The 26,838-nt window shown below is 56.3% G+C and carries 25 protein-coding genes; 16 read left to right on the plus strand and 9 right to left on the minus strand.

What is annotated here, in order from left to right; all coding sequences use genetic code 11:
- The coding region (locus ACIQ0G_RS03070) for an adenylosuccinate synthetase (RefSeq protein ID WP_397576648.1) at positions 1 to 482 on the plus strand (482 nt) is incomplete at its 5' end.
- Here ACIQ0G_RS03070 and ACIQ0G_RS03075 read toward each other — a convergent pair.
- Positions 479 to 1,783: a spinster family MFS transporter gene (locus ACIQ0G_RS03075; protein ID WP_397576649.1), complete on the minus strand. Its 1,305-nt coding sequence runs from the start codon at positions 1,781 to 1,783 to the stop codon at positions 479 to 481. The two genes, ACIQ0G_RS03070 and ACIQ0G_RS03075, sit on opposite strands and share 4 nt — an antisense overlap.
- A gap of 174 nt (positions 1,784 to 1,957) precedes the next feature.
- On the opposite strand from ACIQ0G_RS03075, the gene ACIQ0G_RS03080 reads away from it, so the two are divergent.
- Complete coding sequence (locus ACIQ0G_RS03080; protein ID WP_397576650.1) at positions 1,958 to 2,695, plus strand: class I SAM-dependent methyltransferase; 738 nt, start codon at positions 1,958 to 1,960, stop codon at positions 2,693 to 2,695.
- On the opposite strand, the gene ACIQ0G_RS03085 is transcribed toward ACIQ0G_RS03080, so the two are convergent.
- Positions 2,692 to 4,035: a dicarboxylate/amino acid:cation symporter gene (locus tag ACIQ0G_RS03085; RefSeq protein WP_397576651.1), complete on the minus strand. Its 1,344-nt coding sequence runs from the start codon at positions 4,033 to 4,035 to the stop codon at positions 2,692 to 2,694. The two genes, ACIQ0G_RS03080 and ACIQ0G_RS03085, sit on opposite strands and share 4 nt — an antisense overlap.
- 185 nt (positions 4,036 to 4,220) lie before the next feature.
- Here ACIQ0G_RS03085 and ACIQ0G_RS03090 point away from each other — a divergent pair, with 185 nt between their 5' ends.
- Positions 4,221 to 8,870: an NAD-glutamate dehydrogenase gene (locus ACIQ0G_RS03090; RefSeq protein WP_397576652.1), complete on the plus strand. Its 4,650-nt coding sequence runs from the start codon at positions 4,221 to 4,223 to the stop codon at positions 8,868 to 8,870.
- A gap of 4 nt (positions 8,871 to 8,874) precedes the next feature.
- Here ACIQ0G_RS03090 and ACIQ0G_RS03095 read toward each other — a convergent pair whose 3' ends face one another.
- Together ACIQ0G_RS03095 and ACIQ0G_RS03100 are read right to left on the minus strand one after the other, a co-directional pair.
- A complete protein-coding gene (locus ACIQ0G_RS03095; protein ID WP_281370176.1) occupies positions 8,875 to 9,003 on the minus strand; it encodes a hypothetical protein in 129 nt (42 codons plus the stop codon).
- Between the two features lie 128 nt (positions 9,004 to 9,131).
- Entirely contained in the window at positions 9,132 to 9,725 is a 594-nt protein-coding gene (locus ACIQ0G_RS03100; RefSeq protein ID WP_397576653.1) for an HD domain-containing protein, read from the minus strand.
- A gap of 88 nt (positions 9,726 to 9,813) precedes the next feature.
- On the opposite strand from ACIQ0G_RS03100, the gene ACIQ0G_RS03105 reads away from it, so the two are divergent.
- Genes ACIQ0G_RS03105 through yghX form a run of 3 tightly spaced genes read left to right on the plus strand, consistent with a single transcriptional unit; the run spans position 9,814 to position 12,664 of the window.
- The gene (locus ACIQ0G_RS03105; protein ID WP_397576654.1) at positions 9,814 to 10,950 is read left to right on the plus strand and encodes a sensor histidine kinase; all 1,137 of its coding nucleotides are present in this window, start codon (positions 9,814 to 9,816) and stop codon (positions 10,948 to 10,950) included.
- The gene (locus tag ACIQ0G_RS03110) at positions 10,947 to 11,747 is read left to right on the plus strand and encodes a LytR/AlgR family response regulator transcription factor (RefSeq protein WP_397576655.1); all 801 of its coding nucleotides are present in this window, start codon (positions 10,947 to 10,949) and stop codon (positions 11,745 to 11,747) included. The genes ACIQ0G_RS03105 and ACIQ0G_RS03110 overlap by 4 nt, the downstream gene beginning before the upstream one ends.
- 11 nt (positions 11,748 to 11,758) lie before the next feature.
- On the plus strand, positions 11,759 to 12,664 hold the full coding sequence (gene yghX / locus ACIQ0G_RS03115; RefSeq protein WP_397576656.1) for a YghX family hydrolase: 906 nt from the start codon (positions 11,759 to 11,761) through the stop codon (positions 12,662 to 12,664).
- On the opposite strand, the gene tadA is transcribed toward yghX, so the two are convergent.
- Positions 12,661 to 13,116, minus strand: a complete 456-nt coding sequence (gene tadA, locus ACIQ0G_RS03120) for a tRNA adenosine(34) deaminase TadA (protein WP_397576657.1) — start codon at positions 13,114 to 13,116, stop codon at positions 12,661 to 12,663. The two genes, yghX and tadA, sit on opposite strands and share 4 nt — an antisense overlap.
- 130 nt (positions 13,117 to 13,246) lie before the next feature.
- Between tadA and rpmB the strand changes: the two genes are divergently transcribed.
- Complete coding sequence (rpmB, locus tag ACIQ0G_RS03125; RefSeq protein ID WP_125230549.1) at positions 13,247 to 13,537, plus strand: 50S ribosomal protein L28; 291 nt, start codon at positions 13,247 to 13,249, stop codon at positions 13,535 to 13,537.
- 28 nt (positions 13,538 to 13,565) lie between these two features.
- Here the strand turns inward: rpmB and ACIQ0G_RS03130 are convergent, their stop codons facing one another.
- Positions 13,566 to 14,591: an esterase-like activity of phytase family protein gene (locus ACIQ0G_RS03130; RefSeq protein ID WP_397576658.1), complete on the minus strand. Its 1,026-nt coding sequence runs from the start codon at positions 14,589 to 14,591 to the stop codon at positions 13,566 to 13,568.
- 163 nt (positions 14,592 to 14,754) lie between these two features.
- Between ACIQ0G_RS03130 and ACIQ0G_RS03135 the strand changes: the two genes are divergently transcribed.
- Complete coding sequence (locus ACIQ0G_RS03135; RefSeq protein ID WP_397576659.1) at positions 14,755 to 15,132, plus strand: glycine zipper 2TM domain-containing protein; 378 nt, start codon at positions 14,755 to 14,757, stop codon at positions 15,130 to 15,132.
- A 167-nt stretch (positions 15,133 to 15,299) separates the two neighbouring features.
- Positions 15,300 to 18,269 carry an L-glutamate gamma-semialdehyde dehydrogenase gene (locus tag ACIQ0G_RS03140; RefSeq protein ID WP_397576660.1) on the plus strand — a complete coding sequence of 990 codons (2,970 nt, stop codon included), beginning with the start codon at positions 15,300 to 15,302 and terminating at the stop codon, positions 18,267 to 18,269.
- Positions 18,270 to 18,278: 9 nt separating this feature from the next.
- Here the strand turns inward: ACIQ0G_RS03140 and ACIQ0G_RS03145 are convergent, their stop codons facing one another.
- The gene (locus ACIQ0G_RS03145) at positions 18,279 to 18,548 is read right to left on the minus strand and encodes a hypothetical protein (RefSeq protein WP_397576661.1); all 270 of its coding nucleotides are present in this window, start codon (positions 18,546 to 18,548) and stop codon (positions 18,279 to 18,281) included.
- A gap of 116 nt (positions 18,549 to 18,664) precedes the next feature.
- Here ACIQ0G_RS03145 and ACIQ0G_RS03150 point away from each other — a divergent pair, with 116 nt between their 5' ends.
- Both ACIQ0G_RS03150 and ACIQ0G_RS03155 read left to right on the plus strand, forming a co-directional pair.
- The gene (locus ACIQ0G_RS03150; protein WP_397576662.1) at positions 18,665 to 18,850 is read left to right on the plus strand and encodes a hypothetical protein; all 186 of its coding nucleotides are present in this window, start codon (positions 18,665 to 18,667) and stop codon (positions 18,848 to 18,850) included.
- Positions 18,851 to 18,861: 11 nt separating this feature from the next.
- Complete coding sequence (locus ACIQ0G_RS03155; protein ID WP_397576663.1) at positions 18,862 to 20,184, plus strand: PQQ-dependent sugar dehydrogenase; 1,323 nt, start codon at positions 18,862 to 18,864, stop codon at positions 20,182 to 20,184.
- 9 nt (positions 20,185 to 20,193) lie between these two features.
- Here ACIQ0G_RS03155 and ACIQ0G_RS03160 read toward each other — a convergent pair whose 3' ends face one another.
- Both ACIQ0G_RS03160 and ACIQ0G_RS03165 read right to left on the minus strand, forming a co-directional pair.
- Positions 20,194 to 21,006, minus strand: coding sequence for an ATP-binding protein (locus ACIQ0G_RS03160; RefSeq protein ID WP_306064009.1), 813 nt, complete (start codon positions 21,004 to 21,006; stop codon positions 20,194 to 20,196).
- Positions 21,003 to 22,739, minus strand: a complete 1,737-nt coding sequence (locus ACIQ0G_RS03165) for an acyl-CoA dehydrogenase (protein WP_397576664.1) — start codon at positions 22,737 to 22,739, stop codon at positions 21,003 to 21,005. The genes ACIQ0G_RS03160 and ACIQ0G_RS03165 overlap by 4 nt, the downstream gene beginning before the upstream one ends.
- A 51-nt stretch (positions 22,740 to 22,790) precedes the next feature.
- Between ACIQ0G_RS03165 and ACIQ0G_RS03170 the strand changes: the two genes are divergently transcribed.
- The 5 genes from ACIQ0G_RS03170 to ACIQ0G_RS03190 form a co-directional block, all read left to right on the plus strand.
- Entirely contained in the window at positions 22,791 to 23,750 is a 960-nt protein-coding gene (locus ACIQ0G_RS03170; protein ID WP_397576665.1) for an L-threonylcarbamoyladenylate synthase, read from the plus strand.
- Positions 23,747 to 23,887, plus strand: a complete 141-nt coding sequence (locus ACIQ0G_RS03175) for a hypothetical protein (protein WP_397576666.1) — start codon at positions 23,747 to 23,749, stop codon at positions 23,885 to 23,887. The genes ACIQ0G_RS03170 and ACIQ0G_RS03175 overlap by 4 nt, the downstream gene beginning before the upstream one ends.
- A gap of 48 nt (positions 23,888 to 23,935) precedes the next feature.
- Positions 23,936 to 24,703, plus strand: coding sequence for a M48 family metalloprotease (locus tag ACIQ0G_RS03180; protein ID WP_397576667.1), 768 nt, complete (start codon positions 23,936 to 23,938; stop codon positions 24,701 to 24,703).
- Positions 24,704 to 24,810: 107 nt separating this feature from the next.
- On the plus strand, positions 24,811 to 25,845 hold the full coding sequence (locus ACIQ0G_RS03185) for an efflux RND transporter periplasmic adaptor subunit (RefSeq protein WP_397576668.1): 1,035 nt from the start codon (positions 24,811 to 24,813) through the stop codon (positions 25,843 to 25,845).
- A gap of 3 nt (positions 25,846 to 25,848) precedes the next feature.
- Positions 25,849 to 26,838, plus strand: a 990-nt coding sequence (locus tag ACIQ0G_RS03190; protein WP_397576669.1) for an efflux RND transporter permease subunit, incomplete at its 3' end; no start/stop codon positions are given.

The following is a 26,838-nucleotide window of genomic DNA, read 5'->3' on the forward strand; positions in this document are numbered from 1 at the left end:
CGCGGGTTGGTTCGGGGCCTTTCCCCACCGAGTTGGAAGATGAAACGGGCCAGCGGCTGGGCGAACGTGGTCATGAATTTGGAACCGTGACGGGCAGAAAGCGCCGTTGCGGTTGGTTCGATGCGGTAATCGTGCGTCAAAGCTGTGCGGTGTCCGGTGTCACGGGAATTGCGCTGACGAAATTGGATGTCTTGGACGGTTTCGACACGATCAAAATCTGCACGGGTTACCGCCTGAACGGCAAGGTATATGATTATCTGCCCGCACACGCCGCCGAGCAGGCCGCAGTTGAACCGATTTACGAAGAAATGCCCGGTTGGCAGGAAACGACCGCCGGCGCGCGCAGCTGGGCCGACCTTCCTGCACAGGCGATTAAATATATCACCCGCGTTCAGGAACTGATCGAAACGCCCGTTGCTTTGGTATCGACGTCTCCGCAGCGCGAAGACACGATTTTGGTCCGCGATCCGTTTGCGGATTAACCGCTTTTCAGTTCTGCGTTCAGCCGCAGGCTAGCGCGCCAGAAGAAGAAAGCGGGGATCAGCCCAAGCCAGGCTGCGCCATACAGCACCCAGCGGACGCTTTCGTCGCCGGCCATCGGTTGTAGCCAATCGGACAGCATGCCGAACAGCAATGGGCCCATTCCAAGCCCGATGAGATTTTGTCCAAAGACGACAAGCGATGCGGCAATGGCGCGTGCCTCTGGCCGGACAAGGCCTTGGACACATCCATAAGCAGGGCCGTAATAAGCCGAATTCAATATGGTCGGCAAAATGAGCAGGGCGACGGCAATCCGCCAATCTTCGGCCCAGTATCCGGCAAACAAAATCGGTGCAGCAATCGCCATGCCGATGGCAGGCAGTGTCAAAATATGCCGCTTGTCACGCTTGCCAAAAACATCGGCCATTTTTCCGCCAAGCCATGTGCCGATGATGCCGGAAATGCCAAGCGCGACCGCCATAGCAAGCCCCGCCTCGGTCGTTGATAGCCCGTGGGACCGGATGAAGAAGCTGATCGTCCACAGACCCTTGCCGTAGCTGAGGAAGGCGGTGAACGATGCGGCGATAAAGACGTACAAATAGGCCTTGGACGCAAAGACTTCACCCACAGCATCTTTAATCGACAGCTTTGCCTTCACGGGCGAGTCCGCGGTGTTGAAATGTGCGCTATCGGCGCATCGTCGTGGATCGCGGATGAGCAATGGGAGCAGGAACGCCAGCAATATCCCCGGCATACCAACCAGCATGAGCGCCATGCGCCAGCCATATTGGTCGTTGACGACCCCGCCAATGATGAGCCCAAGCAGTCCACCAATTGGGATGCCAAGTCCGAAAAAGGCAATGGCCGAAGACCGCTTTTCAGGTGGCACGCTATCTGCGATCAGCGAGTGTGCAGCAGGGGTGCAACCAGCTTCGCCGACGCCCACGCCAATCCGCGCAAGCGCGAGTTGAACGAAGTTTTGCGCAACACCGCATAATGCGGTCATGGCGGACCACACCGCAAGGCAAACGGAGATGAGCCAAACCCGGTTGGTCTTTGCATTATCCGCATAGCGGGCGATTGGTATGCCGAGCACAGCATAAAAAACCGCGAAAGCAGGGCCAGCCAGCAAACCGAGCTGCGTATCACTCAGCCCAAGCTCGCCCTTGATAGGTTCGGCCAGAATATTGATAATCTGACGGTCTAGAAAGTTCAGAATGTACACGAGCAGAAGCGCGAACAGCATTATCTTGGGGTTGGTGATAGCCAACCCACCGCTGCGCACAGCCGTTCGATCATTCATTCCGTTTCTCCTTCTCCGATGCGCAGTTATTCAAGTATTTTCGGGATTGTAAAGCATCAGCTACATATTGATGTCGACAATCGATGGTTCTAGCCTCGCAAAGGGTATGGAAAATCGGACAGTCTGACAAATCCGTGATTGACTGTTGGCTGCACAGCGTCATTGGAGGACCATATGACCACGCGCGAAACCACGGCCTTCTTGCCACTCGACGATCTTGATCTCACATTGTCGTTGAGCGACCGATTTATGGTAATGGCTTATGGCGCCATCCAATGGCCATGGTTGCTGCGCAGCCTTGATGGTGGCCGTAAAAAGGATAAGGCGAAACTGCTCGCTTATCTCGATTTGCCGCAGGATGCGTTGCCCAATTTGGGCAGCTGGAAAGCAGATACGCATTTTTTGTGGCACATCGTTTCTGCAATCGAAGAAATGCGCCCGCAACAGGTGGTTGAGTTGGGTTGCGGGGCATCGACTTTTGCTGCGGCGCGGGCACTGCAGCTATTTGGTGGCGGAAAAATCGTCAGCTTTGACCAGCACGGGGATTTTGCGTCGACGACGCAGGATTGGATCCGTGACAACAATATGGATGTCGACGTCCGCCATGCGCCATTAGGGCCGCCACCGGCTGGCTGGCCGGGCCATTGGTATCAACTGAGTGATGTACCGGCTGAAATAGATCTGCTGATCGTCGACGGGCCACCATGGGCCCTTCATCCGCATGTGCGCGGTGCGGCGGCGAGCCTATTTCCGCATTTGCGTCCCGGTGGCCGTGTGCTGCTGGATGATGCTGCGCGTCCCGGCGAGCGTGTGGTCGCCCGCCGGTGGCGTAAAGAGCATCATAATATGGACTTTAAGCTCGACAGCCAAGGCGCCAAAGGCACCTTGCTGGGATACAAGCACCCCGCTTAAAGCTTCGTTTTCCGCTCGTCAGTCACCATGTCGCTGGCAAGGTCCAGCCCGGCTTTGCCGTGCGCTGCAGTGTGCGCAGGCGCATGCAATGGTTCAACGAACTCGGGCTCTTCCACCTCAAGCATGCCTTCCCATTTGGTGATGACGGACGTTGCCACGGCGTTACCAACGACGTTGGTTGCGGTCCGGCCCATGTCGAGGAACTGGTCGATCGCGAGGATCAGCGCGACACCTTCAACAGGCAAGTCAAACATCGCCAGCGTGCCGGTAATCACCACCAACGATGCGCGAGGCACGGCGGCTACACCCTTCGACGAGATCATGAGCGTCAGCAGAATGAGGATCTGCGTACCGATGGACAAATCAATGCCATAAGCTTGCGCGATGAAGATGGTCGCGAAGCTCATATACATCATCGAACCATCAAGGTTGAAGCTGTATCCCAATGGCAGCATGAAGCCCGAGATCCGGCGCGGGACGCCGAAACGATCAAGCTGTTCAAACAATTTCGGCAACGCCGCTTCGCTAGATGCGGTCGAAAAAGCGATGAGCATCGGTTCGCGGATGTAACGAATGAGCGTCCAAATGCGTCGGCCCAAGAAGATCGCTCCAATCGACAAAAGGATCGTCCACAACAATGCGAGCGACAAATAGAATTCACCGACGAGCTCAAGATAGGTCAGCAAAATCGCTAGGCCGCTTTTGGAAACCACGGCGGCAAGCGCGCCAAACACCGCAACAGGTGCATAACGCATCACATAATGTGTGATTTGCAGCATCATTTCGGCAAGGGCTTCTGCACCCCGAACAAGCGGCGCACCTTTTTCGCCCACAGCGGACAATGCGACACCAGCGAACAATGCGAACACCAAAATCTGCAAAATATTGTTCGTCGCCATCGCTTCGAACGCATTTTTCGGGAAAATCGACAGGATGAAATCCCAGAAGTCGAGTTTCTTGACCTCGCCAATCGTGGCAGCGGCATTGGTGATGCTATCGACCGGCGCGCCAATGCCAGGCTGGAGCAGGTTGACCATCAACAGTCCAAGGCCAATCGAAATGAAGCTGGCGATGATAAACCACGTGATTGCCCGGAAACCAATTCTGCCCAGCGCACTGCTATCACCCATATGGGCAATACCGACGACGATGGTCGACAGGATCAGCGGCGCGACCAAAAGCTTGATGAGATTAAGGAAAATATCCGAAAGCAGTTTGAACGTCTTGGTGATATACTCGAACTGCGTACTGTCCTGCGCGAAACTGACATGGACTGCGTAACCCACGGCTACGCCGAGGATCATCCCCACCAAAATCCATAATGTAAGCCGTTTATCCACGCGGAGCCTCTCCTATTTTTAACTTTTGCGCACGCTACACAGGACTAATGGCTGTCGCAACAAGTTACAAACGTGACTTGTTTAAGCGCTCGAAGGGCGTCATAAGCTTTGTAATAAAATTACAACGTATTTTGTCGTTGGACATGGCACTTAACCAAATGCTTGCGGGCTGAGGAGATGATTTCATGGCGGCCGCCAAAATTGCTAAAACTACCGGAAAACTGGACAAAAGCCTGCTGAAGGCAATGGTTTCAGCGTTCGCTGAAACGGCGCTGCCCGGCGAAAATGAAGGCTTTGACGCCAAGGCAATGGAAGAGGCCGCCCGCTTCACTATTGAAACGGGTCTCCATCGCAAAGCTGGAGCTGCCGCCATCGCGCTCGATAGTTTTACCGATGCGCAGGGCCGTTTGATGATGCGGATTGCGCTCAACAATGACGACATGCCATTTTTGGTGGATTCGGTCTCCGCCGCCGTTGCCGCCAGTGGCATGTCCGTCAAACGCATCATTCACCCCGTGTTGAGTGTCGTTCGCGATGATGCCCTGACGCTCACCGATATCAGCCGGAAGCGTGTGGTCGGTCAGGCCCGCGAATCTTTCATCTACCTTGAGACTGAACGGGTTGATGCGCGGGAACGCCGGCAGCTTGCAGCACGCCTAATCGCGGTTTTGGCCGATGTGCGCGGCGCGGTGACTGACTGGCGCGATATGCTCGCGGCGTTGTTGGCTGACGCGGACAGCCTGCCGGAAAGTGAGGGCGCTGCGCTCCTTCGTTGGTTCTCCAAAAATAACATGACGGTTCTGGCGCACGAACGGATCAGCCGCGATGGCACGCGGTCCGACCGCCTTGGTTTATCGCGCGTCACCGATGCACCGGTTCTTGCAGAAGACAGCGTTGGCCTTGCGATCAAATGGTTTGAAGACGGCGGCGTCGCACCGCTCGTGCTCAAGTCCAACCGGGTCTCGACGGTGCACCGCAATGTCCAACTGGATCTGATCGTCATTCCCGTTTTAACCGGCGACCGCATTACGGGCATAGCGGTCACTGCAGGGCTTTGGACGAGCGCGGCACTCGCAACTACCCCAGAGGCAATACCCGTGCTGAGAACGCATCTGGCGGCGCTTATGGACCGGTTCGGCTTTGACCCTTCGGGGCATGCGGGCAAGGCGATGGCGCATGCACTGACGGCGCTGCCACACGATCTTTTGGTTGCGCTAAAATTGGATGATCTTGAACGGGTTACGCTGACTGCAATGTCGTTAACGGATCGCCCACGTCCGAAGCTGATTGCGCTGCGCTCGCCGCTTGGCCGACATCTCTACATTTTCGTCTGGTTGCCCCGCGATGACGTCTCGACCGGCATTCGCAAGCAGATCCAAAATATGCTCATAGATGCCACGGGCGGGAGCTTGCTCGGCTGGACAATTGGTCTGGAGGATGGCGGCGTTGCCTTGCTGCGCTACACGCTCGACCTGCCCGATCGCGGCCAAAAGGTCGACGAGGCCGCACTTGATGATAAAGTCGAGCTTATGGTGCGCGGATGGGAGCCAGCGGTCGAAGCGGCGCTTGCGGCGCTGACCGATGAAAAGCGCGCGGCCGCCATGCTCGTGCGTTACGGCGCCGGTTTCCCGGCAAATTATCGCAGCACGTATTCTACCGAAGAAGCCGCGCGTGATATGGTCGGCCTGCTGACCATGGAGCGCGATCACAGCAAAGTCACCCGATTGTTCGTGGACGGCGATAATCTTCGCCTAAAAATCTACAGCGGTGGCGGCGCGCTTCCGCTCAGCGATGTTGTCCCAGCGCTTGAGAATTTCGGTTTCGACGTGTTGGAAGAATTGCCTACTGCCTTGGGCGACGGCAATTATATCCATGATTTCCGTTTGTCTTTGCGTGGCGGTGACGTCGCAACCGTCATGAAATCTCCGCACGTCATCGAAGGCGCGTTGAGCCAGGTTTTGGATGGCAGTTTTGAAAACGATGTCTTTAACCAGCTGGTGACGGTTGGCGGCCTCGCGCCGCAATCGGTTATCTGGCTGCGGGCGTGGTATCGCTATTTGCGTCAAACGGGTGTGACTTACGGCATGCCGACTGTGGTGTCGGCACTGGTCAAAAACGCCAATGTGACACGTTCGATCATTGCCCTGTTCGACGTTCGGCATAACCCGGCCCATTCCGGTGACCGCGAAAAAGAGATCACCAAATATGTGAAGTCGATCAACACAGACTTGGCCGCAGTATCGGCCATCGACGAAGACCGCATATTGCGACGATTTTTGGCGATCGTTTTGGCCACGGTCCGCACCAACGCCTTTTCGGCGGCTGCGGCAGAAGCGTTGGCGTTTAAGCTTGATTGCGCGAAAGTCCCCGGCCTTCCTGCGCCGCTGCCATGGCGCGAAGTGTTTGTGTATTCGCCGCGTGTCGAAGGCATTCACTTGCGCGCCGGCCCCGTGGCGCGTGGCGGTTTGCGCTGGTCAGACCGGCGTGACGATTTCCGCACGGAAGTTTTAGGCCTCATGAAGGCGCAGCGCGTGAAAAACGCCGTGATCGTGCCGACAGGTGCGAAGGGCGGATTTTACCCCAAGCGGCTGCCCGATATGCGCGTCGACCGCGATGCCTGGTTCGCCGAAGGGACAGAGGCCTACAAGATATTCATCCGCACCTTGCTGTCGATTACCGACAACATCGTGAACGACCGTATCGTGCATCCAGACAATGTCGTCATCCATGACGGGGATGATCCTTATTTCGTTGTTGCCGCTGACAAGGGCACAGCAACATTTTCCGACACCGCAAATGCCATCGCGCTTGAGCGCAATTTCTGGTTGGGCGATGCTTTCGCCAGTGGCGGCTCGGTTGGATATGACCATAAGGCGATGGGTATTACTGCCAAGGGGGGCTGGCTTTCGGTCCAGCGCCATTTCGCCGAAATGGGTATCGACGTGCAAAAGGAACCTGTCACGGTCGCGGGCGTCGGTGACATGTCCGGCGACGTTTTTGGTAACGGCATGCTGCTTTCGAAAACATTGAAGTTGGTCGCCGCATTCGACCACCGCCATATCTTTTTTGATCCCGATCCCGATCCGGCGGTCAGCTGGAAAGAACGTCAGCGCTTGTTCAATCTGCCGCGTTCAAGCTGGCTCGATTATGACAGAAAGCTGATTTCAAAGGGCGGTGGCGTATTTGCGCGCACCGAAAAATTGATCAAAATTTCACCTGAAATCAGGGCATTATTGGGCATTGATGCGAAAGAAATTGAACCATCTGCATTGATGACCGCGATATTGAAGGCGCCAGTGCAGCTGATGTGGTTTGGCGGGATTGGAACCTATATTAAGGACCGAAGCGAAGGCCATTTGGATGTCGGCGACCCGGGCAATGACGCGATCCGCGTCAATGGTGCGGACGTTCAGGCAAAGGTCATCGGCGAAGGTGCCAACCTTGGCGTCACACAGGCGGGGCGTATTGGCTACGCATTGCGCGGTGGCCGGATTAATACCGACTTCATCGATAACAGCGCCGGCGTGGATTGTTCGGATAATGAGGTGAACATCAAAATTGCGCTCAATGCGCAAATGCGTGCCGGCAAGTTGAAAGAGCCTGCGCGCAACGTGCTGCTCGCCGATATGACCGACGCCGTTGCGCATTTGGTGCTTGAGGACAATCGCCTGCAAACGCTCGCCCTTTCAATTGCGGAAACCGGCGGGGCAGGGGATTTGCCGGCCTATGTCCGGCTCATTGAAATTTTCGAAGGATCTGGCAAGCTTGACCGTGCCGTTGAGGGGCTCGCGCCGAACGAAGAACTGTTCCGCCGCGCAAGTGAAGGGCGCGGCCTGACCCGGCCTGAATTGGCCGTGTTGCTGTCTACCGCAAAGCTGGCTGCGCAGGACGGTGTTGAGGACGCGCCTTTGGCACAAGATGCCTCAATGGACAGCGAGCTGCTGGCTGCGTTTCCAGAGGCGATGGTTAAGGCCCATAAAAGCGCGATTCTGTCGCACCGGTTGCGCAAGGAAATCATCGCGACCAAATTGGCAAACCGCATGATCAACCGGCTTGGCATGCTGCACCCGTTTGAACTTGCTGAGGAAGAAGGCTGCGGCCTTGGTGATGTTGCGGCGTCCTTTGCCATTGCCGAGCGCATCTATGATCTGCCATCGCTGTGGCAGGCCATCGATACGACACCCATGCCGGAAGCAACGCGGTTGATGCTATTCAACCAAGCTGCCGTTGAAATTCGTGCACAGATGGCGGACATCATTCGCAACGCGCATGAAGGGCGCGATGTCAGTGCTGCCACCGCCGTATATGCCCCCGTCGTGCAGAAATTGTCTGCCGCGCTTGACGGGTTGTTGCCCAACGACGTCCGGCTTCAGACGGAACGTTTTGGCGCACGGCTTACGGAAAATGGTGCGCCACGCAAAATTGCGGAGCGGCTGGTTGAATTGGCGCAGTTGGATGGTGCTATTGGTCTGGCGGCGTTGTCGTCGACCCAAAAGGGTGATGTGACCGCGCTTACGCGTGCTTTCACCGCCATAGGCGATGCGCTTGGCCTCAGCTGGGCGCAAGGGGCGGCTATGCAGATCGATCCGCATGACCCGTGGGAGCGACTGCTGGTTGCGGGTCTGGCGCGCGATTTCCAAACGATGCGTTTGGATTTCCTACGCCGCCGTGCCGCCAAGAAGCCGCTCGAGGATGCACAGGATTGGCTGCAAACCAACGCCGTCCGCGTGCGTGCATTCAAGGCGATGGTCGACCGCGCCCGCATGGCAGGCATACCAACGCCCGCGATGCTGGCACAGGTTGCCGGTCAGGCACGGGTGCTATTGGGGCGCTAAGCCCCTAGCTCTTGGATGGAGCCAACCCGGCGGGGTTACCTTTGGTTGAGGGGTTCGAAGCGTTTTGCTTTTTGGGCCCCTCGGCCTTTGGTTTGCGGACTTCGCGGTTCGATTTCTTTTGGCTCTTTGCCATGATGTTTTCCTTTCGGGGGTGGAGGGGACAACGTGCAAAGCGCCGGATCGTTCACGCGAACGTCCGGTGATCCTTATCTATATGCACGAATGGCCCCCGTTATAAGGGCACCCGCCGAAATGAGGTGATTAAGCGACTGCCTCTGCTTCACGCTTATAAATGCTGTTCAGCGGATGGCGGAACAGCTTCGTCACCATGGGTTCGAAAAACTCCAATGGCAGCGTGTTATAGTCCGGGTCGAACGATGGGCAGTCATATTTGTCGATGAATTCTTCGGTGTCAGCAAACCATTCATGACCGCGGAACTTTTCGCGCATGTCCCGATCAAGCCCAAGATAGTGGAAGAAGTTGTGACCTTGGAAAATGCCGTGGTTTTGAACAATCCAGTGCAGTTTTTCCGAAACGAACGGCTTTAATATAGCAGCAGCAATGTCCGGGTGGTTTGCTGCGCCAAGTGTATCGCCAATGTCGTGCAGCAGCGCCATGACGACATAATCTTCGTCCCGTCCATCACGATAGGCGCGCGTTGCGGTTTGCAAGGAATGGGTCAACCGGTCCACCGCGAATCCACCAAAATCGCCATCGAGAAGCCGAAGATGGTCCAATATCCGTTGTCCGCCATTTTGCGAAAACGGGATATTGTGCCGCATGATGATCTGCCAATCGTCTTGCGTGCTCTGCGACATGTCGTGGAAATTTGCGCGGTCTTCGTGGTTGTCCATGGTTGGTATCCTCTCTCCAAAACCCTATCATGTCCCTGTGATGAAACAAGTGCTTCATGCGCGCGCAAAATGCGGCTAGACCTATTTTATGGCGGTACTTGAGCTTACAGATAAACCCTTCTTTGCCGACAAAAATCGCGCGTTTTGGAATCTCCATTCAGCCGGATGGGCAGGCGCAGTCATTTTGCGTGCTGCGTCCGGTATTGCCCAAGGGCAGCCCGTCAGCTTCCTTGTGCCCATCCTGATATCAGCGGTCACGGGGTATTCGATCACGCTTCTGCTATCGGTTATTTACCGATTTCTGATTGATCAGCGGCCATTTATTACGTGGAGCCTGACGTTCGTCGCGGTGTCCTTGGCCACGATTGGCTACGCGTATATTGACGTGTGGGTGCTTCAAACCATTCGTGATGGGGTGGATGAAACGCCCTTTGCGCAGTTATGGCTCGCCGCGATCTATATTAATTCGGTGCTGTTGGCGGCCTGGTCTGCGCTATATTACGCTATCAATTATTTCGTGCGCGCTGAAGAGCAAGCGGACCAGATGATGCGGCTTGAGGCGCAGGCCACCAGCGCGCAGCTGACGATGTTGCGGTATCAGCTGAACCCGCATTTCCTGTTCAACACATTGAACAGCATATCTACGCTCGTGCTGCTGAAGCAGACGGAGCAGGCAAATGCCATGTTGTCGCGGCTATCGTCGTTTTTGCGCTTCACCCTCATCAACGAGGCGGCGGCCAAGGTGCCGCTGACGCAAGAGATCGAGACGCTGAAATTGTATCTCGATATCGAAAAGATGCGTTTTGAAGAACGGCTGCGGACATATTTCACGATCGAACCCGCTGTCGAAAATGCTCTGGTGCCGTCACTTCTGCTGCAGCCATTGGTAGAAAATGCCATCAAATATGCGGTGACCCCGAAAGAAGAGGGCGCGGACATTTCCGTGACGGCTCAACTCGTCGGTCAAAGAGTGCGGATTACCGTATCGGACACGGGGCCGGGCTTGCAGCCCGGGCAGCAAGATCACAGCCTCTCCACCGGCGTTGGTATGGCGAACACCCGCGAGCGACTTTCACAAGCTTATGGCGACGATCAACGCTTTGAACATTATGTAAAAGCGGGCGGAGGATTTGAGGTTTTGTTGGAACTACCATATCAAAGCCGGATTATAGCAGGGGATGACATTCAAACGGGGGCTAAGCAGCAAGGAACAATATCCGCATGAGCATTCGTACAATATTGGTCGACGATGAAAAGCTGGCGATCCAAGGCCTTGAATTAAGGCTTCAGTCGTTCGACGACATCGAAATCGTCGCCACCTGCCACAATGGCCGTGAAGCCATCCGCAAGATTAAAACGCTGAAACCCGATCTCGTGTTTCTCGACATTCAGATGCCTGGATTTGACGGATTTTCGGTTGTTCAAGGCGTGATGGATATTGATCCACCGCTTTTCGTCTTTGTGACGGCCTATTCGGAACATGCGATTAAGGCGTTCGAAGCGCAGGCGATCGATTATCTGATGAAGCCGGTCGAACCAGAACGTCTTGCAGACACTATGGACCGTGTGCGCAGCAGGCTTGCCGACAAGCGCACATCGGATGAGCTGGACAGGCTTCGCACCGTCATTAATGAAGTCGCGCCGGATGCTGCGGATAATTTGAGTTCGATGGACGATGACCTGGCGTCGACCCGATTTGAGAAGCTTATCAATATCAAAGATCGCGGCCAGATTTTCCGCGTCGATGTCGAAAGCATCGAACGTATTGATGCCGCTGGCGACTATATGTGCATCTACACTGCCGACAACTCACTCATCCTGCGCGAGACGATGAAGGATCTGGAAAAACGTCTCGATCCACGCACGTTCCAGCGCGTCCACCGTTCGACAATTGTCAATTTGGATCAGGTGCGGCAGGTGAAGCCACATACCAACGGCGAATGCTTCCTTGTGCTTGAATCGGGCGCACAGGTGAAAGTCAGCCGTTCTTATCGTGACGTTGTAGCCAGGTTTGTCCATTAAGGAGAATGAGGATGGCAGAAGCCGATACTTCACCGCGCATGAAGGCCAGTGACTTCCATCCCTATATTCTGGAAATTTTCGATGGCTATGTCCACGGCAAGCTGACCAAACGTGAATTCATTCGCGAAGCCGCTAAATTCGCGGCTGCCGGCGTAACCGGCCTTATGATACTCAACCAGTTGCAGCCGGATTATGTTTTGGCGCAGCAGGTTAAGGCCGACGATCCCGAAATCGTCACGTCGCGGGTGACGGTGCAAAGCCCCGACGGGCATGGCAGCATCAGCGGGCTGCTGGCGCGACCAGCCACTGCCAAGGGCAAGTTACCAGCGGTATTGGTGATCCACGAGAATCGCGGGTTGAACCCGTATATCGAAGATGTCGTGCGCCGTCTGGCAAAGGCTGGATATATGGCGTTTGGCCCCGATGGTCTCTCATCGCTCGGCGGCTATCCGGGCAATGACGAAAAAGGCCGTGAGCTGCAGGCAAAGCTGAACCCCGGCAAATTATTGGAAGACTTTTTCGCCAGCTTTGAATTCTTGCGCGATCATGCCGACAGCACAAGTAAGGTTGGCGCGGTGGGTTTCTGCTACGGCGGCGGCGTCTGCAATGCGTTGGCCGTTGCTTATCCGGAAATGGCTGCGTCCGTGCCATATTATGGTCGCCAGCCAACTGCGGCCGAAGTTCCTGCCATTAAGGCGCCGTTGTTGATCCATTATGCCGAGGCCGACGAGCGGATCAACGCAGGTTGGCTCCCCTATCAGGCGGCGCTCATTGCGAACCAGAAGGCGTTTCAGGTGCATTTCTATGCGGGCACGCAGCATGGCTTCCACAATGACAGCACGCCCCGTTTTGACACAGCAGCGGCAGACTTGTCGTGGGCCCGCACGATCGCGTTTTTCGGCAAAAATCTGCGTTAGCGCCGGTCTTTGAAAAACGCCTGAAGCAGTTCCGCCGATTCGTCGGCGGATATCCCAGAATATATTTCGGGGCGATGATGCACGGTGGGCTGTTCAAATAAGCGTGGACCATGCGCCACAGCGCCGCCCTTGGGATCCTCAGCGCCATAATAGAGGCGGGCGATGCGCGAATGGGCGATTGCGCCTGCACACATCGCACAGGGCTCCAGCGTGACCCACAGCTCACATCCCGTAAGCCGGTCATTGCCAAGATGCGTCGCAGCGGCGCGGATGGCGAGGATTTCGGCGTGGGCCGTGGGGTCATGATGCTCAAGCGGACGGTTGGCGCCACGGCCAATAATGACCCCATCCTTGACGACAATCGCGCCTACGGGCACTTCGCCTTGCGCGGCGGCTGCCCGCGCCAAGTTGAGCGCTTCGTTCATCATTTCGCGGGCTTTGGACAAGGGCATGTTATTTTGCTAGCGTAGATTACTGCTTTTGACCACACATCGGCTTGACCTTTTCGGTGTGGAGCGTTAGGGGCAGCGACTTTCGCGGGACAGTGATTCCGCATACACTTTTTTATACAGGACACACATCATGGCGCGCATCTGCGAACTCACCGGTAAAGGCCGTCTGGTCGGCAACAATGTGAGCCACGCCAACAACAAAACCAAGCGTACATTCCTGCCTAACTTGCAGAATGTCACTTTGTTGTCGGATGCCCTTGAGCAGGGCTACAAGTTCCGCGTTTCGACCCACGGTCTGCGTTCGGTTGAGCATGTTGGCGGTCTCGACAACTGGTTGTTGAAGACTTCGGACGAGAAGCTCTCGACAAACGCGCGCAAGGTGAAAAAAGAAATCGCCAAGAAGCAAAAAGCTGCGGCGTAAGCCTGACGGCTGCTTTTGCAGCCTTTAGCTAAAGCGAATCAAAGCCGGGGGCAGCCATTGCCTCCGGTTTTTTCTTGTCCGGGGCAGAGGGCAGCCGGAACTTCATCAATATTGTCCGTTGAAAAATGCTGAAATTATTGTCGGAAACAAGCCAGAGATAAATCTGCGGGCCCTCGGTCGTAACAGCAATGCCTTCCAAATTGTCGACCAACAACGGAGGCGCCAGCGAAGCGACCACCGTTCCCGCGGCGACCGCGCTCGGGCTGATGTCATTTGGGTTGAGCAGCGATATTTTTGCGGAAAAACCTTGCGGAAATCCAATCGAACGATTGACCAATGCGATTCGTCCGTCGGGTAACTGCACGCCGTCCGTGACGCGATAGCCCGTGGGCGGACGAAAGCGGAACTGGGTGATGTTGCTACTCGGCTCAACTGGGTCGCCGGAAAACAGCAAGGCAGGGTGCGTCCCGTCGTCTACGCTTTCGGCGATAATGATGAACTGGCCGTCCTTAAGCCTGATCAGGCTCTCTGCACCTTTATTCTTTGGCCAGTTCTGCATGGCCGCTGGCCGTGCAATGCCCGTCATACGCGCGAAGGAGCGGGAATACCGCCGAATGGCGTGATGCGCCTCAAAGCTTACCCAAAATTGGCCGCTGTCCGGGTCGTAGGCAATGCCTTCGCTGTCCCGATCCTTATAGCTGGTCTCTGGTCCGTTTAAGTTAGGGAGCGGCGCGATAAATGGCCGGTTTGTCTTGGTATCGTTGGTAAGTCCAAAGCCAATGCGCGTGCCTGCATCGCCGATGCCAACGAAGCGGCCATCCTTTAATGCCGTAAGCGCGGAAATCCCGCCGAAGTCGCCATTTCGGCTGTGCAGTTCCCATGCCGCTATAAACTCCAGTTCCCCCACCTTGCGCATGGCCGGATTGTCCGGATTGAGCGTTAGGGGGTTGAGCGCGATATCTTGGCTGTCATTTGGATAAATCGTCCTTACGCCGCCAACAGCGACACATGCGAGACCGATGCCCAGCGCAAGGCGCTTAATCTTCGGTGACATAAAACTCCCAAGCGCGTTCATCATTAAGGGCTGAATATGAACAAGCGATAACAGACACATTCAGCATGCAGTCAATCACGCATGTTCATAAGGCAATTATTGGCAAAGCAAATCGCCGAATTGCCCAATGCGGGCCGAACCGGAAACCAAAGGAGTATCGAACGTGAGAAATTTGAAAAAAAGCATCGGTGCACTGATACTTGCAGCAACGGCCGTAACCGGATTTTCCGCAACGCCAGCTCTCGCCCGTCATGGCAATGATGATGGCTATTACAGCCGCGGTGACCGTTATGACCGATATGACCGTCGCGAATATCGTCGTGGCGACCGCTATTTTCGCAACAATGCCTACCGCGGCAATGCGCGTTGCGACAAGGGTACGGGCGGCACCCTCATTGGTGCAGTTGCAGGCGGTCTGCTTGGGAACGAAGTCGCCCGTCGCGGCAACAAAACCGAAGGCAGCATAATTGGTGCAGCCGTCGGGGCCTTGGCCGGTCGTGCAATCGACAAGTCGGACAGCAATTGCCGCCGCTATCGTTAGAATATCAGCCTTTCGTCCGGATGTGATCCCTGAACCTCCCTCACATCCGGGCGGAACCCCATGTCAGGCTTGAGCCCGAATGTAATCCGCCAGCCCTCACCTGAGGGCTGGCTTTTTCGTTTCAACTGAAACTTGTCTGCCTGCGCTTTATCCGGCAAAGCGCCGCAATGACTTCATCACTCGAATCCGCACGAACTGCCATCCGGCCCTTTCATCGCAAGTCTGAACCAGAAGTGCTCGCCCCATTGGTGGTCGCCGCTGCTGTCGATGGCTCAGCGCGCGCCGAAGTTGTGCGCACCGCGCGGACCCTGCTGGCCGATTTGCGCCAGGTGCAAGCCGACGGTTGGGTGAACCAGTTTCTGCAGGAATATCGTCTCGGAACGGAGGAGGGCACGGCGCTCCTTTCGCTTGCGGAGGCATTTTTGCGTGTGCCCGATCCCCAGACGGCTGATCTGCTGATTGCCGACAAGCTGACCGAAGCGGAATGGAGCAACCATAAGGGACAGTCGTCAAGCTTGCTGGTGAACAGCGCAACTTGGGGACTTGTTCTGGGCAAAGCGGTTCTGGGCGACAGCACAAGCACGTTGAAACGCCTGATTGCAAAGGCAGGCGAGCCATTTGTGCGTCAGGCCGTTGGCGCGGCGATGCGGCTGATGGGCCAAGTTTTCGTAATGGGCCGCGATATTGACGAAGCCATCAAGCGGATGGAATCAAAAGACAACCGTGGCTTCACCGCCAGTTTCGATATGCTTGGCGAAGCTGCGCGTACCAAAAATGACGCAGAACGATATTTCGAATCCTACGCCGCGGCCATCGCAGCCGTCGGCCGCAATGCGGCGCGCGGGCATAGCGTTTCTGTAAAATTGTCGGCGCTGCACCCGCGTTATGAAACCGCGCAGAGTGCAACATGCGTTCCAGAATTAGCCGATATGATCACGCAATTGGCCCGGTCTGCCGCCGCGCTTGGCGTACAACTCACCATTGATGCCGAAGAAGCGGCGCGACTGGAAATGAGCCTAGACATTATTGAGCGCGTCGCCCGTGATCGTGCACTGCGCGGCTGGGATGGCTTAGGCATGGCGGTGCAAGCCTATTCCAAACGCGCCCGTCCCGTCATCGCATGGGCCAATGCACTGGGCCATGATACGTCACGCATCATGCAAGTGCGCCTTGTCAAAGGTGCCTATTGGGACAGCGAGATCAAACATGCGCAGGAACGCGGGCTAACCGACTTCCCATTGTTTACCCGCAAGCCGGCAACCGACGTATCCTACCTTGCGTGCGCCAAAGATATGTTTGAGGCCGCCAAAATTCGCCCCGCATTTGCAACGCATAACGCGCTTACCGTCGCGACGATCTTGCAATGGGCGGGGGACAATCGCGATTTTGAATTTCAACGCCTGCATGGCATGGGCGAAGGGCTGTTTGAACGTCTTGTGCGCGAAGAAGGTTACCAGTGCCGCACCTACGCGCCGGTGGGCGGACATCGCGACTTGCTCGCCTATCTGGTCCGCCGCTTGCTCGAAAATGGCGCCAACAGCAGTTTTGTGCACCAACTGGCCGACCAATCCATCAGTGAGGACGAACTGCTCGCCGATCCGGTAGAGAAAATCATGGCGGTTGGCGGCACAGGGCACCCAGCGATCGCTGCGCCTGCTGATCTGTTTCAGCCAGAGCGGACGAATAGCCTTGGCATCGATCTGGATGATGCGGTTATCCTGCAGGAAACGGCGGCCGATATCGCGCTCCCGATTCCATTGAGCAACCAGACAACAGCGTCTCCAGAGGATGCGGTCACGAAGGCGCTTGCTGCCTATCCGGAATGGTCAAATATCCCATTGGATGAACGCGCGGACTGTCTGGAACGACTGGCCGACCTGCTTGAGACACACCGCGGCCGTTTAATGGCTGTTTTGGTGCAAGAGGCGCGCAAGACGATCCCCGACGCGCTATCCGAAGTGCGCGAGGCGATTGATTTTTGCCGTTATTATGCCGCGCGCGCACGTACCGATTTAATGCCCGTGGAATTGCCCGGTCCGACGGGCGAACGAAATATTCTGCGGCACGAAGGCAGGGGTGTTTGGGTCGCCATCGCACCGTGGAATTTCCCGCTGGCGATATTTTTGGGGCAAGTGGCGGCGGCATTGGTCACTGGCAACACCGTGGTCGCGAAGCCTGCTCCGCAAACACCCGCGATTGGGCAATATGCAGTGGCGCTGGCGCATGAAGCCGGCGTTCCCGAAGATGTGCTCCAGATTGTTACCGGCGGTGGCGACGTCGGCGCGGCCCTGACCGCCGATGTCCGAATTTCTGGCGTGGTGTTTACTGGTTCGGTCCCGACGGCAAAGGCCATTGCCCGCAATTTGCTCGCTGATGATGCGCGGCCATTGGTCCCGCTGATTGCGGAAACGGGTGGCCTCAACGCCATGATTGTCGATTCCACGGCTTTGTCCGAACAAGTCGTTCGCGACATCATCATCTCTGGCTTTCAATCGGCAGGCCAGCGTTGTTCGGCGTTGCGGTTGTTGCTTCTGCAGGAAGATATCGCAGAACATACGCTTGAGATGCTGCGCGGCGCGATGGACACGTTGAACGTGGGCGATCCTGCTGATCCCTCTACCGACATCGGACCTGTCATTGATCAGGAATCCTATGACAAGCTGATGGCCTATCGGGCCGAGGTGAAGGACAGAATAGTTCATGAGATAGACGTTCCAGCGCAAGGCCTTTTTGTGCCGCCAACCGTTATCCGTCTGGACAATCTGGACGATCTGAACCGCGAATGGTTTGGCCCATTGGTGCATGTTGCAACATGGAAGGCTGGCGAGCTCGAGGCGACAGTCGCGCGGGTGAATGCCAAGGGATTTGGTCTGACGATGGGGCTGCACAGCCGGATTGCGGGAAGCAGTGCATTGGTCGAAAACCTTGCCCGCGTTGGCAATCTGTACATTAACCGGTCGATGATTGGCGCGGTGGTGGGCAGTCAGCCATTTGGCGGTGAAGGCTTATCAGGCACTGGTCCCAAAGCAGGCGGACCGCATTATTTGTTCCGCTTCTGCGCCGAACGTACGACATCTACCGATACAACAAGCGCGGGCGGCAACGCATCGTTGCTGTCGCTTGAGGACGATAGCTGACTTTCCGCGTCAGTGAATGGTTCCCAAAGTTGTGCGCGCGCTCAGCACGATGATGAGGCGTTCGATCTGGCGCCAGCGGCAGTAATGCAGATGATTGCCAACAATACGGCTCTTTATCGCGCGTTCGGCGGCTTCGATGCCCACTTTGGGACCGAATGTGTCCATTAACGTCGTGGCTTCAGCAACGTCCCGCGGTTCGACGTAGAGCGGCAGATACATACAGACAGCGGCTTTCGATGGTTGTTTTGGGTCGCAGACAGGCCCGGGGGATTGGCCCATCTGCAACGCCTTATTACAACTTGCGTGTCGCGTTTCCGTCAAAGCAATTGGTTAGCGCAAATTAAGCATGAACATCAGGCTTGCTAGGCTGCGGCACTTGGTGGCAAAGAGCGATTATGTCTGAAACACAAAACAATCAGCCCCGCCTTGCTGGCGGCATTTTCGTCGCTCTCGGTTTATTGATCGGCGCTATCCTCGGCGTAGCATTTGACCAACCCTCCGCCGGATTGGTTATCGGTATGGCGATCGGTAGCCTGATCGCGGTGGCGGTTTGGTTGTTCGATCGTAAACGAAGCACATAAGGGTCAGAATAATGTGGAAGCACGTTCGCAACATTACGTTGATATTCATCGCGTTGGCGCTTGTCGGCGTGTGGTACATTACGCGCCCTGACGTTGCGCAATTGCCTTTGGATGCGGTGACCGGGCCTAAGCCCAATATCACGGAGGGCCGCGAACAGATTTTCCCGACCATTAAGGTTGCCGAGGTTGACCGCTGGAAAGCCGGCGAAGCACCAACTGCTGCGCCGGGTCTGATTGTCGAGCGCTTTGCAGAAAGCCTCGACCATCCCCGCAACATGTATGTCCTGCCCAATGGTGATGTTCTCGTCGCTGAAACAAATTCTCCGCCGCGCGAAGCTGGCGGTATTGAAGGGCTTGTCGAGAAATGGCTGATGGGCAAGGCTGGCGCGGGTGTGCCGTCTGCCAACCGCATCACATTGCTGCGTGACGCCGATGGGGACGGCAAGGCCGAGTTGAAAACGCCGTTCCTGACGGGGTTGAATTCGCCATTTGGCATGGTGCTGATCCGCGATACTTTATATGTCGCGAACACCGATGGATTGATGGCCTTTCCGTACAAGACGGGCGACACCAAGATTACGGCGAAGGGCAAAGAGCTTACAAAGTTTAATGCAAAGGCGCCAAACAACCATTGGACGCGCAACCTTGCCGCATCGCCCGATGGTAAGAAGGTTTACATATCGGTCGGGTCCAACAGCAACATTGCTGAACATGGGATAGAGTCCGAAAATGGCCGCGCGATGGTGTTCGAATATGACATCGCGAAGGACAAGAAAATTCCATATGCCATCGGTTTGCGTAACCCTGTTGGCCTCGATTGGGATAGCCGTGGACGCCTGTGGACGGTTGTCAACGAACGCGACATGCTTGGGTCGGATATGGTGCCCGATTATCTTGCCCTTGTGGAATTTGGCGCCGATTATGGCTGGCCGCAGCATTATTGGGGCGGCTTTACCGATCACCGCGTTTCACCACCGAAGCCAGAAAAGCGGGAATATGAACGCCGCCCTGATTACGCCTTGGGTGCGCATACGGCTCCCTTGGGTCTTGCCTTTGGCTATAAGGGTAAATTGGGCGCTGGACTGACCGATGGCGCGTTTGTTGCGCGTCATGGCTCTTGGAACCGCAAGCCTGTGTCTGGTTATGATGTCATCTTCGTGCCCTTTCCAAAAGGCGAGCCCGTAGGAAAGCCGGTCAACATTTTGACTGGGTTCCTGGACAATGACGGCAAAGCGCAGGGTCGGCCAACGATGCTTGTGATTGCAAAAGACGGTTCGCTTTTGGTCAGCGACGATGTGGGCAATGTTGTTTGGCGGGTTCGGACGAAAAGCTAGGGTCAGGGCCTAAATCCGTCGGCCCGCGCGGCCGGCAAGTTCCACTGTGTAATGCCATGCTATGCGGCCCGACCGGCCGCCCCGGCTTTGCGCGAAACTTAAGGCATCTGCCTCGTCCCAATCGAGGTCGAAGTGCGCCGCGTAGCTGCCAACCATTTTCAGATAGGCATCCTGATCGGGATATTGGAAACCGAGCTTAAGGCCAAACCGGTCCGCCAGCGCCAGGCTATCGTCAACGGCATCACGTCCGCCGGTATCCGGATCTGCGCCATTTTCTCTTTCGACGATGTTCCGGCGGTTGGACGTCACGCACAAGCGGACATTGTTCGGGCGGGCTTCAACGCCACCTTCCAGCAGCGAGCGCAACAGACGCGCGCTTTGGTCATTGGGCTCGAAAGAGATATCGTCCACAAACAACAGATATCGGCGGCCTGATGCAGCGAGCTCGTCGAATAACGCAGGCATGCTGGTGATTTGGTTCGCCGCCGCCTCGACAAGCGCAATGAAGAAGCCTTCTTCTTGCAACGCCGCGACCACCGATTTGACCAGCGCGGATTTCCCCATGCCGCGTGCACCCCACAAAAGGACATCATGCGCTGCAGCGCCCGAAGCATGCCGCCTGCTGTTTTCGATCAGGTCGGCTTTTTGCCGGTCGATACCAACGATAAGGTCGAGCGGCAGTGGCTTGAAATCATGCACCGGCGCCAATGCCGTTCCGTTCCAATGATAGGCCGGATGGGATGATAGGTCCGTCGGTGGCGCTGGCGGCGGTGATAGCCGCTCCAGCGCCTCAGCAATGCGTTTAAGTGTGTGGTCGTTCAAGCCGCCAAATCCTCGGCATCCAATGCGTAGAGCAAATCGGCACCGGCCATTGCGCTGCCTTTGAACGCAAAGGCTTCGGGAACCATGATGTCCAGATAATAACGGCAGGCAACGATTTTGGCCTTTAGGAACGCGCTCGTATCTCCGGCGTCAATTTCTGTTTGTGCCGCCCGCAATTGCTTCAGCATCAACCACCCTGCGGTCACGACGGACATCATGTTGGTGTAGGCGTAACTGCCCGCGAGACGATCGTCCACGCTTGCGCTCAACATATACTCAGTTACTTCAGCGCAGGCTGCGCTCAATGCCGAAAGACCCGGTTGGTCGGTGGCGTCTTGCGAAATGGCCGCGAGATGGTTCCGAATGACATCACCGCCTTGCATCGCGAGTTTACGCCCGACAAGATCGGCGGCCTGAATGCCGTTGGTTCCTTCATAAATCGCGGCAATACGGATATCCCGATAAAATTGGGCTGCGCCGGTTTCCTCAACAAAGCCCATTCCGCCATGCACCTGAATACCCAGCGAGGCGATCTCGCTGCCCATGTCGGTGCCGTAGGTCTTGGCAAGCGGTGTCAGCAGATCAACCATGTCCTGCGCTCCCGCTTCGCCGAGCGTGGCGCGGTCAACATAGCCCGATGCCAGATAGAGCAAGGCCCGTATCGCTTGCGTGCCCGCTTTCATACGCAGCAGCATGCGGCGGACATCGGGATGCTCGACAATCGCGACGGACTCGCGCGACGGTCCGCTTGCTTTGGCCGATTGAACCCGTTCACGAGCAAACCAGATGGCTTTCTGCGTTGCCGCTTCAGCAATTTGAACGCCTTGCAATCCTACGTTCAGCCGCGCGTTATTCATCATCGTGAACATCGCACGCATGCCGCCGAATTCTGGGCCGATCAGTTCGCCAACGCATTCACCCTCTTCGCCAAAAGCGAGAACGCAGGTTGGGGATGCATTAATGCCCATCTTATGTTCGATTGATACGACTTTGATATCATTCGCTTTGCTGATGCTGCCATCTTCGGCCACCTGATATTTCGGGACCAGAAACAGCGAGATACCCTTGGTTCCAGCAGGGCCATCGGGCGTGCGGGCCAGCACGAGATGGACGATGTTTTCGGCCATATCATGGTCACCAAAGCTGATATATATTTTGGTGCCTTTGATTTGGTAGGTGCCATCGCCGCGCGGTGTCGCGGTTGATTTCAGCGCGCCAACATCCGAACCTGCTTGTGGCTCTGTCAGGTTCATCGTGCCTGACCATTCGCCGGTTGATAGTTTTGGCAGGAACAACTGTTTTTGCCGGTCTGACCCATGGTGGTTGATGGCTTCGATCGCGCCAACCGACAAGATCGGGCACAAGGCAAATGCCATGTTCGCCGCGCCCAAGGAATCCAACGCAACGGTCGCCATCGAAAATGGCAGGCCTTGGCCACCGAACGCCGACGGTGCGTTGATCGATCCCCAGCCATTGGCGACATAGGCTTTGTAGGCCGCGACAAAACCTTCGGGCATGACGACTTTGCCAACTTTCAAACGCGCACCAACGGTGTCGCCGATGCGGTTGAGTGGCGCAAATTCACCCTCGGCAAATGCGCCAATGCCTTCCACAATCGCTTGCACCATATCGGGCGTGGCATCGGCGAAGCGTTCATGTTGCGACAAGGCTTCGATACCTACAATATGCTTCAGGACAAATGCTTGTTCAGTAACGGGTGCAGAAAAGGCCATGATCAATAAAAAATCCTGTTAAATCGTGTCGACCAAGGCCTATAGCCGCGAATGATGTTTGGCTCAAATACCTTGGGGAATGGCTGGGTACTGCCCGCTGATGACGCTGCAATAACGGCGGCGATGGAGCTTTTGCGTTCCGGCCAAATCGTCGCGATTCCCACCGAGACGGTGTATGGCCTCGCGGCGGATGCGAGCAATGCCGATGCGGTTGCCAAGATATACGCGGCAAAGGGGCGTCCGGACTTTAATCCGTTGATTGTGCATGTTGCCGACCAATCCGCCGCCGAAAACTTGGCTGAATTCAGCCCGATGGCACATCAATTGGCACAAGCATTTTGGCCGGGACCACTGACGCTCGTGCTGCCTCTGCGGCCTGACGCCGACATTGCTGGTGCCGTCACTGCGGGGTTGCCGACCATTGCATTACGCTGCCCCGCCCATCCCGTCATGCAGGCGTTGCTGAAGAAAACCGGCCTGAACATTGCGGCACCGTCCGCCAATAAAAGCGGCGGTATTAGCCCGACCCGTGCCGAACATGTGCTTGCGGGGCTTGGCGGTGCGGTTCCGATGATCTTGGATGGAGGGCCTTGCTCTGCGGGGCTCGAATCCACCATTGTTGCTGTGCGCGAGTATGGTTGGCAGATATTGAGACCGGGGCCAGTCACTGCGGCGGATATTGAGCGGGTTTTAGGGACTAGCCCCTTAAAGCCGTCGGGCGATAATATTGAAGCGCCGGGACAATTAGCCAGCCATTATGCACCGTCGAAGCTTTTGCGCTTAAACGCGATCCAACCAGAGACCGGCGAATGGCACATCGGGTTCGGGGCAATGGAGGGCAATGATAATTTGTCCGCGTCAGGCGACCTAGCGCAGGCCGCAGCCAACCTATTTGACGCCCTGCACAGGGCCGATGCGAGCGCCGCATTATCCATATCGGTCGCGCCAATACCGCACGAAGGAATTGGCGTTGCGATTAACGACCGGCTGCAACGGGCATCCATCCGGTGAAGTGGGCTATAGGCATTCTGGTGATGGCGGCATGGATAACCCCAAGCTATGCCGCTGCACCTGCAGATGTGGCGGCGTACCAAGCGCTTGCCCAGCAAGATCTCCGTTTGGCGACCATCGGCTATCGGCTTGCTTAGGCAAATGCGCCATTTTGCGACCGGAAATCATTAAACCCCGGCTGGGTATTGCATGACGAAGCCCAATATCTCGACAAAGGTCTCGCAAAGACAGCTTTCGCTTTCCGGTCACCAGTTGCGATATCGTCGGTTGTGTCCGGTGGCGAAGCTGCGCAGCTGGGGCTTCAGCCGGGCGATGGCATTGCGGCCGTTGACGGCGTTGACGTGACCGGCCCTATCGCTGTGAAGAAGGGGCGTGCAACGGCGCGGGTTGAGAAAATACAGACCCTTTTAGCCGACGCCTTCGCCAAATCCGGATCGGCGGTCGTGTCCATGAAGACTGCCGCTGGGCCGAAAGACGTAAAGCTGCAGCCGCCTGCCGTTTGCGCATCCGTATTTTGGGTGGATGCCAAGACCAAGCTGGACGCCGGTGCAGACGGGACTTCCGTGCGCGTTACCGAAGGGATGATGGCCTTTGCGGCTGTGGATGATGCGGAACTGGCGGCCGTGGTCGCGCACGAAATGGCGCATAATTTGCTGAGGCACAGGGATAGGTTGGCGGCAACAGGTAGGGCAAAAAAGCAGGTTCTCGCGACAGAAATAGAAGCGGACCGCCTTTCGGTTTGGTTGATGCAGAATGCGGGATATGATCCGGCGGCAGCGCTGCGTTTCATTGAGCGATTTGGCCGCAAAACCGGCCTTGGCATTTTTTCGGACGCAACCCATTTGCGGTGGGGCAACCGGCAAATGCTTATGCAGGCGGAAATTGACGGCATGACGCAGGTCGATGCGCGAAACGGTCTTCGGTCACCGCCTCTGTTGAATCCGTCGAACTAGAAAAATAAGTTGCATATCAAAATGCTATTTCATCCCAGCGCGCTCTCGCCTATCGAGTAATGTATAGCAGTGCAGGGGAGAGCAAATTGCCTACATCGAAGAGATTTTTGATTGGGCTTTTGCCGATCGTCGCACTTGCCGGCTGTGGTGAGACATCGGACAGCAAAAAGGCTGCGGTCGAAACAGCACAGGTTGTGCGCGTGTTCACCGTGGAAAAGGAAAGCCTTCAGCGTGAAATTACCGCGGTCGGAACGGTGCGGTATCGGCGGGAAACACCGCTTGGCTTTACCACCCCTGGAAAAGTGGCGGTTGTTCGCTTTGAAGAAGGTGATTTCGTCAAGCGCGGCGCATTATTGTCGGCGTTGGATTCCACGATTGTTGGTGCTGACGTAAGCGTGTCCGTCGCTGAACGAGACCGTGCGCGCGCCGAGTTTGATCGCGTGCGTTCGCTATATGCCGATGGTTGGATAACCAAAGCGCGTTATGAAGCGGCAGAGGCTGCGGTAAAAGCCGCCGATGCCCGCGTCCGGCAGGCTGGCTTTGCGCGCAGCACGGCGCAGCTTTATGCACCATCAAGCGGCGTCGTCCTGCAGCGCAACGTCCAACCGGGACAAGTTATCGCGGCAGGTATGCCAGCGCTCATTCTGGGTGAAGCCGATGAAGGGTTTGTCTTTCGCGTGCCCATCGTCGACCGTGACGCGTCAAAATTGCGCGTGGGTATGACGGCGGACATCATGATCGAGTCCGCGGGCGAAGCGCCGGTTTCGGCCACGATTTCGGAAATTGATGGGCGCGCGAATGAGGCAACGGGCGCCTTTACCGTGCAATTCCGGCTGCCCTCGCGCCCAAACTTGCGATCGGGGCAGATAGGAACGGCCAATATTAAGCTTCCTGCCATGGAAAGCGGTGACCTGCTGCAGATTCCGGCTACCGCATTGTTCGGCGTCCGCACCGGAGAAGGCCTTGTCTATGTTGTCGCAAAAAACAATCGCGTCGAAACGCGCAATGTCGCGATTGAACGTGTGTCTGACACATTCGTGACTGTGTCGGGTGGCATAAAGCCGGGGGACAAGATCGTGACGTCGGGGTTGGAAAAACTGCGAACGGGGTCGTCTGTTCGCATTATCGCGACGCAGCCTTAACAGATGCATATTGCAGAAATCGCCATCCGCCGGTGGCAATTAACCTTAGTCCTTTTTACGCTGCTGTGCGCGCTTGGTTTCTCAGCATTCCAACAGGTGCCGCGCGCGGTTGATCCGCATTTTTCGATGCCTGTCGTGTCGATCGTTGCCGCGCAACCGGGCGCGGACGCTGCGGAGATTGAGCAGACGATTGCCAAGCCAATCGAAGAGTTGGTTCAGGGTTTGGAAGACGTTCAAAGCGTAAGTTCGACCAGCAGCGATGGCAACGCCGTCATTCGGGCTGAATTTGATTGGTCGGGCGACCCTGACCAATATTTCAATGACACCGTCCGCGAAGTGACGGCCATCCGCAGCCAACTTCCCGCCGATTTGCAAAAGCTGCAGTTCGAGAAAATTCGAACGACGAATTCCTCCATTCTGCAAATCGCGTTGCTGAGCGAGACGGCCAGTTGGTACCGCATGGAAAAATATGCGCGGGATATCAGCGAAGCACTTGGGCGTTACAAAGAAGTCCGGCAGTCCGAAATTTATGGGCTGCCTCAACCCGAAATAACCGTCGCCATCAACTCGGGACGTTTGGCCGAGTTGCGCATTCCCGCAAGCGCCGTGGTCGACGCAATTCGTCTGGCCGGGGCTGATGTTCCAGCAGGTGCCGTCACCAGCGGCGCACGCCGTTTTAACATCGAAGCAGGCGGCGCGTTTCGCGACCTTGATCGCATACGCAATTTGCCCATCCGGACCAATGATGGAACCTTATTGCGCGTCGACGATGTTGCAGACATTAAAATGGGATCGGCTGAACAGCGCGTAAAGGTCAGCCATAATGGCCAACGCGGGGTATTCATTACGGCCAACCAAAAACAGGGCACAGATGCGACCAAGCTTCGCAATCGGTTAATCGAAGAGCTTGAGATTCAAAAGAAGCTGCTTCCGCCCGATATAAAGGCGGTCGTTGAGTTTGATCAAAGCCGGGATATTCGCAAGCGTCTTCAG

This window comes from Sphingorhabdus sp. (assembly GCF_044354325.1).
GTDB lineage: Bacteria > Pseudomonadota > Alphaproteobacteria > Sphingomonadales > Sphingomonadaceae > Sphingorhabdus_B.

Coding starts and splice junctions, on each gene's coding strand:
- yghX (WP_397576656.1), top strand. CDS start 11,759: ATGGCAGAAGCCGATACTTCACCGCGCATGAAGGCCAGTGACTTCCAT.
- ACIQ0G_RS03110 (WP_397576655.1), top strand. CDS start 10,947: ATGAGCATTCGTACAATATTGGTCGACGATGAAAAGCTGGCGATCCAA.
- ACIQ0G_RS03155 (WP_397576663.1), top strand. CDS start 18,862: ATGTGGAAGCACGTTCGCAACATTACGTTGATATTCATCGCGTTGGCG.
- ACIQ0G_RS03165 (WP_397576664.1), bottom strand. CDS start 22,739: ATGGCCTTTTCTGCACCCGTTACTGAACAAGCATTTGTCCTGAAGCAT.
- ACIQ0G_RS03140 (WP_397576660.1), top strand. CDS start 15,300: ATGACTTCATCACTCGAATCCGCACGAACTGCCATCCGGCCCTTTCAT.
- ACIQ0G_RS03075 (WP_397576649.1), bottom strand. CDS start 1,783: ATGAATGATCGAACGGCTGTGCGCAGCGGTGGGTTGGCTATCACCAAC.
- ACIQ0G_RS03130 (WP_397576658.1), bottom strand. CDS start 14,591: ATGTCACCGAAGATTAAGCGCCTTGCGCTGGGCATCGGTCTCGCATGT.
- rpmB (WP_125230549.1), top strand. CDS start 13,247: ATGGCGCGCATCTGCGAACTCACCGGTAAAGGCCGTCTGGTCGGCAAC.
- ACIQ0G_RS03090 (WP_397576652.1), top strand. CDS start 4,221: ATGGCGGCCGCCAAAATTGCTAAAACTACCGGAAAACTGGACAAAAGC.
- ACIQ0G_RS03080 (WP_397576650.1), top strand. CDS start 1,958: ATGACCACGCGCGAAACCACGGCCTTCTTGCCACTCGACGATCTTGAT.
- ACIQ0G_RS03105 (WP_397576654.1), top strand. CDS start 9,814: ATGGCGGTACTTGAGCTTACAGATAAACCCTTCTTTGCCGACAAAAAT.
- ACIQ0G_RS03100 (WP_397576653.1), bottom strand. CDS start 9,725: ATGGACAACCACGAAGACCGCGCAAATTTCCACGACATGTCGCAGAGC.
- ACIQ0G_RS03150 (WP_397576662.1), top strand. CDS start 18,665: ATGTCTGAAACACAAAACAATCAGCCCCGCCTTGCTGGCGGCATTTTC.
- ACIQ0G_RS03170 (WP_397576665.1), top strand. CDS start 22,791: ATGATGTTTGGCTCAAATACCTTGGGGAATGGCTGGGTACTGCCCGCT.
- tadA (WP_397576657.1), bottom strand. CDS start 13,116: ATGCCCTTGTCCAAAGCCCGCGAAATGATGAACGAAGCGCTCAACTTG.
- ACIQ0G_RS03095 (WP_281370176.1), bottom strand. CDS start 9,003: ATGGCAAAGAGCCAAAAGAAATCGAACCGCGAAGTCCGCAAACCAAAG.
- ACIQ0G_RS03145 (WP_397576661.1), bottom strand. CDS start 18,548: ATGGGCCAATCCCCCGGGCCTGTCTGCGACCCAAAACAACCATCGAAA.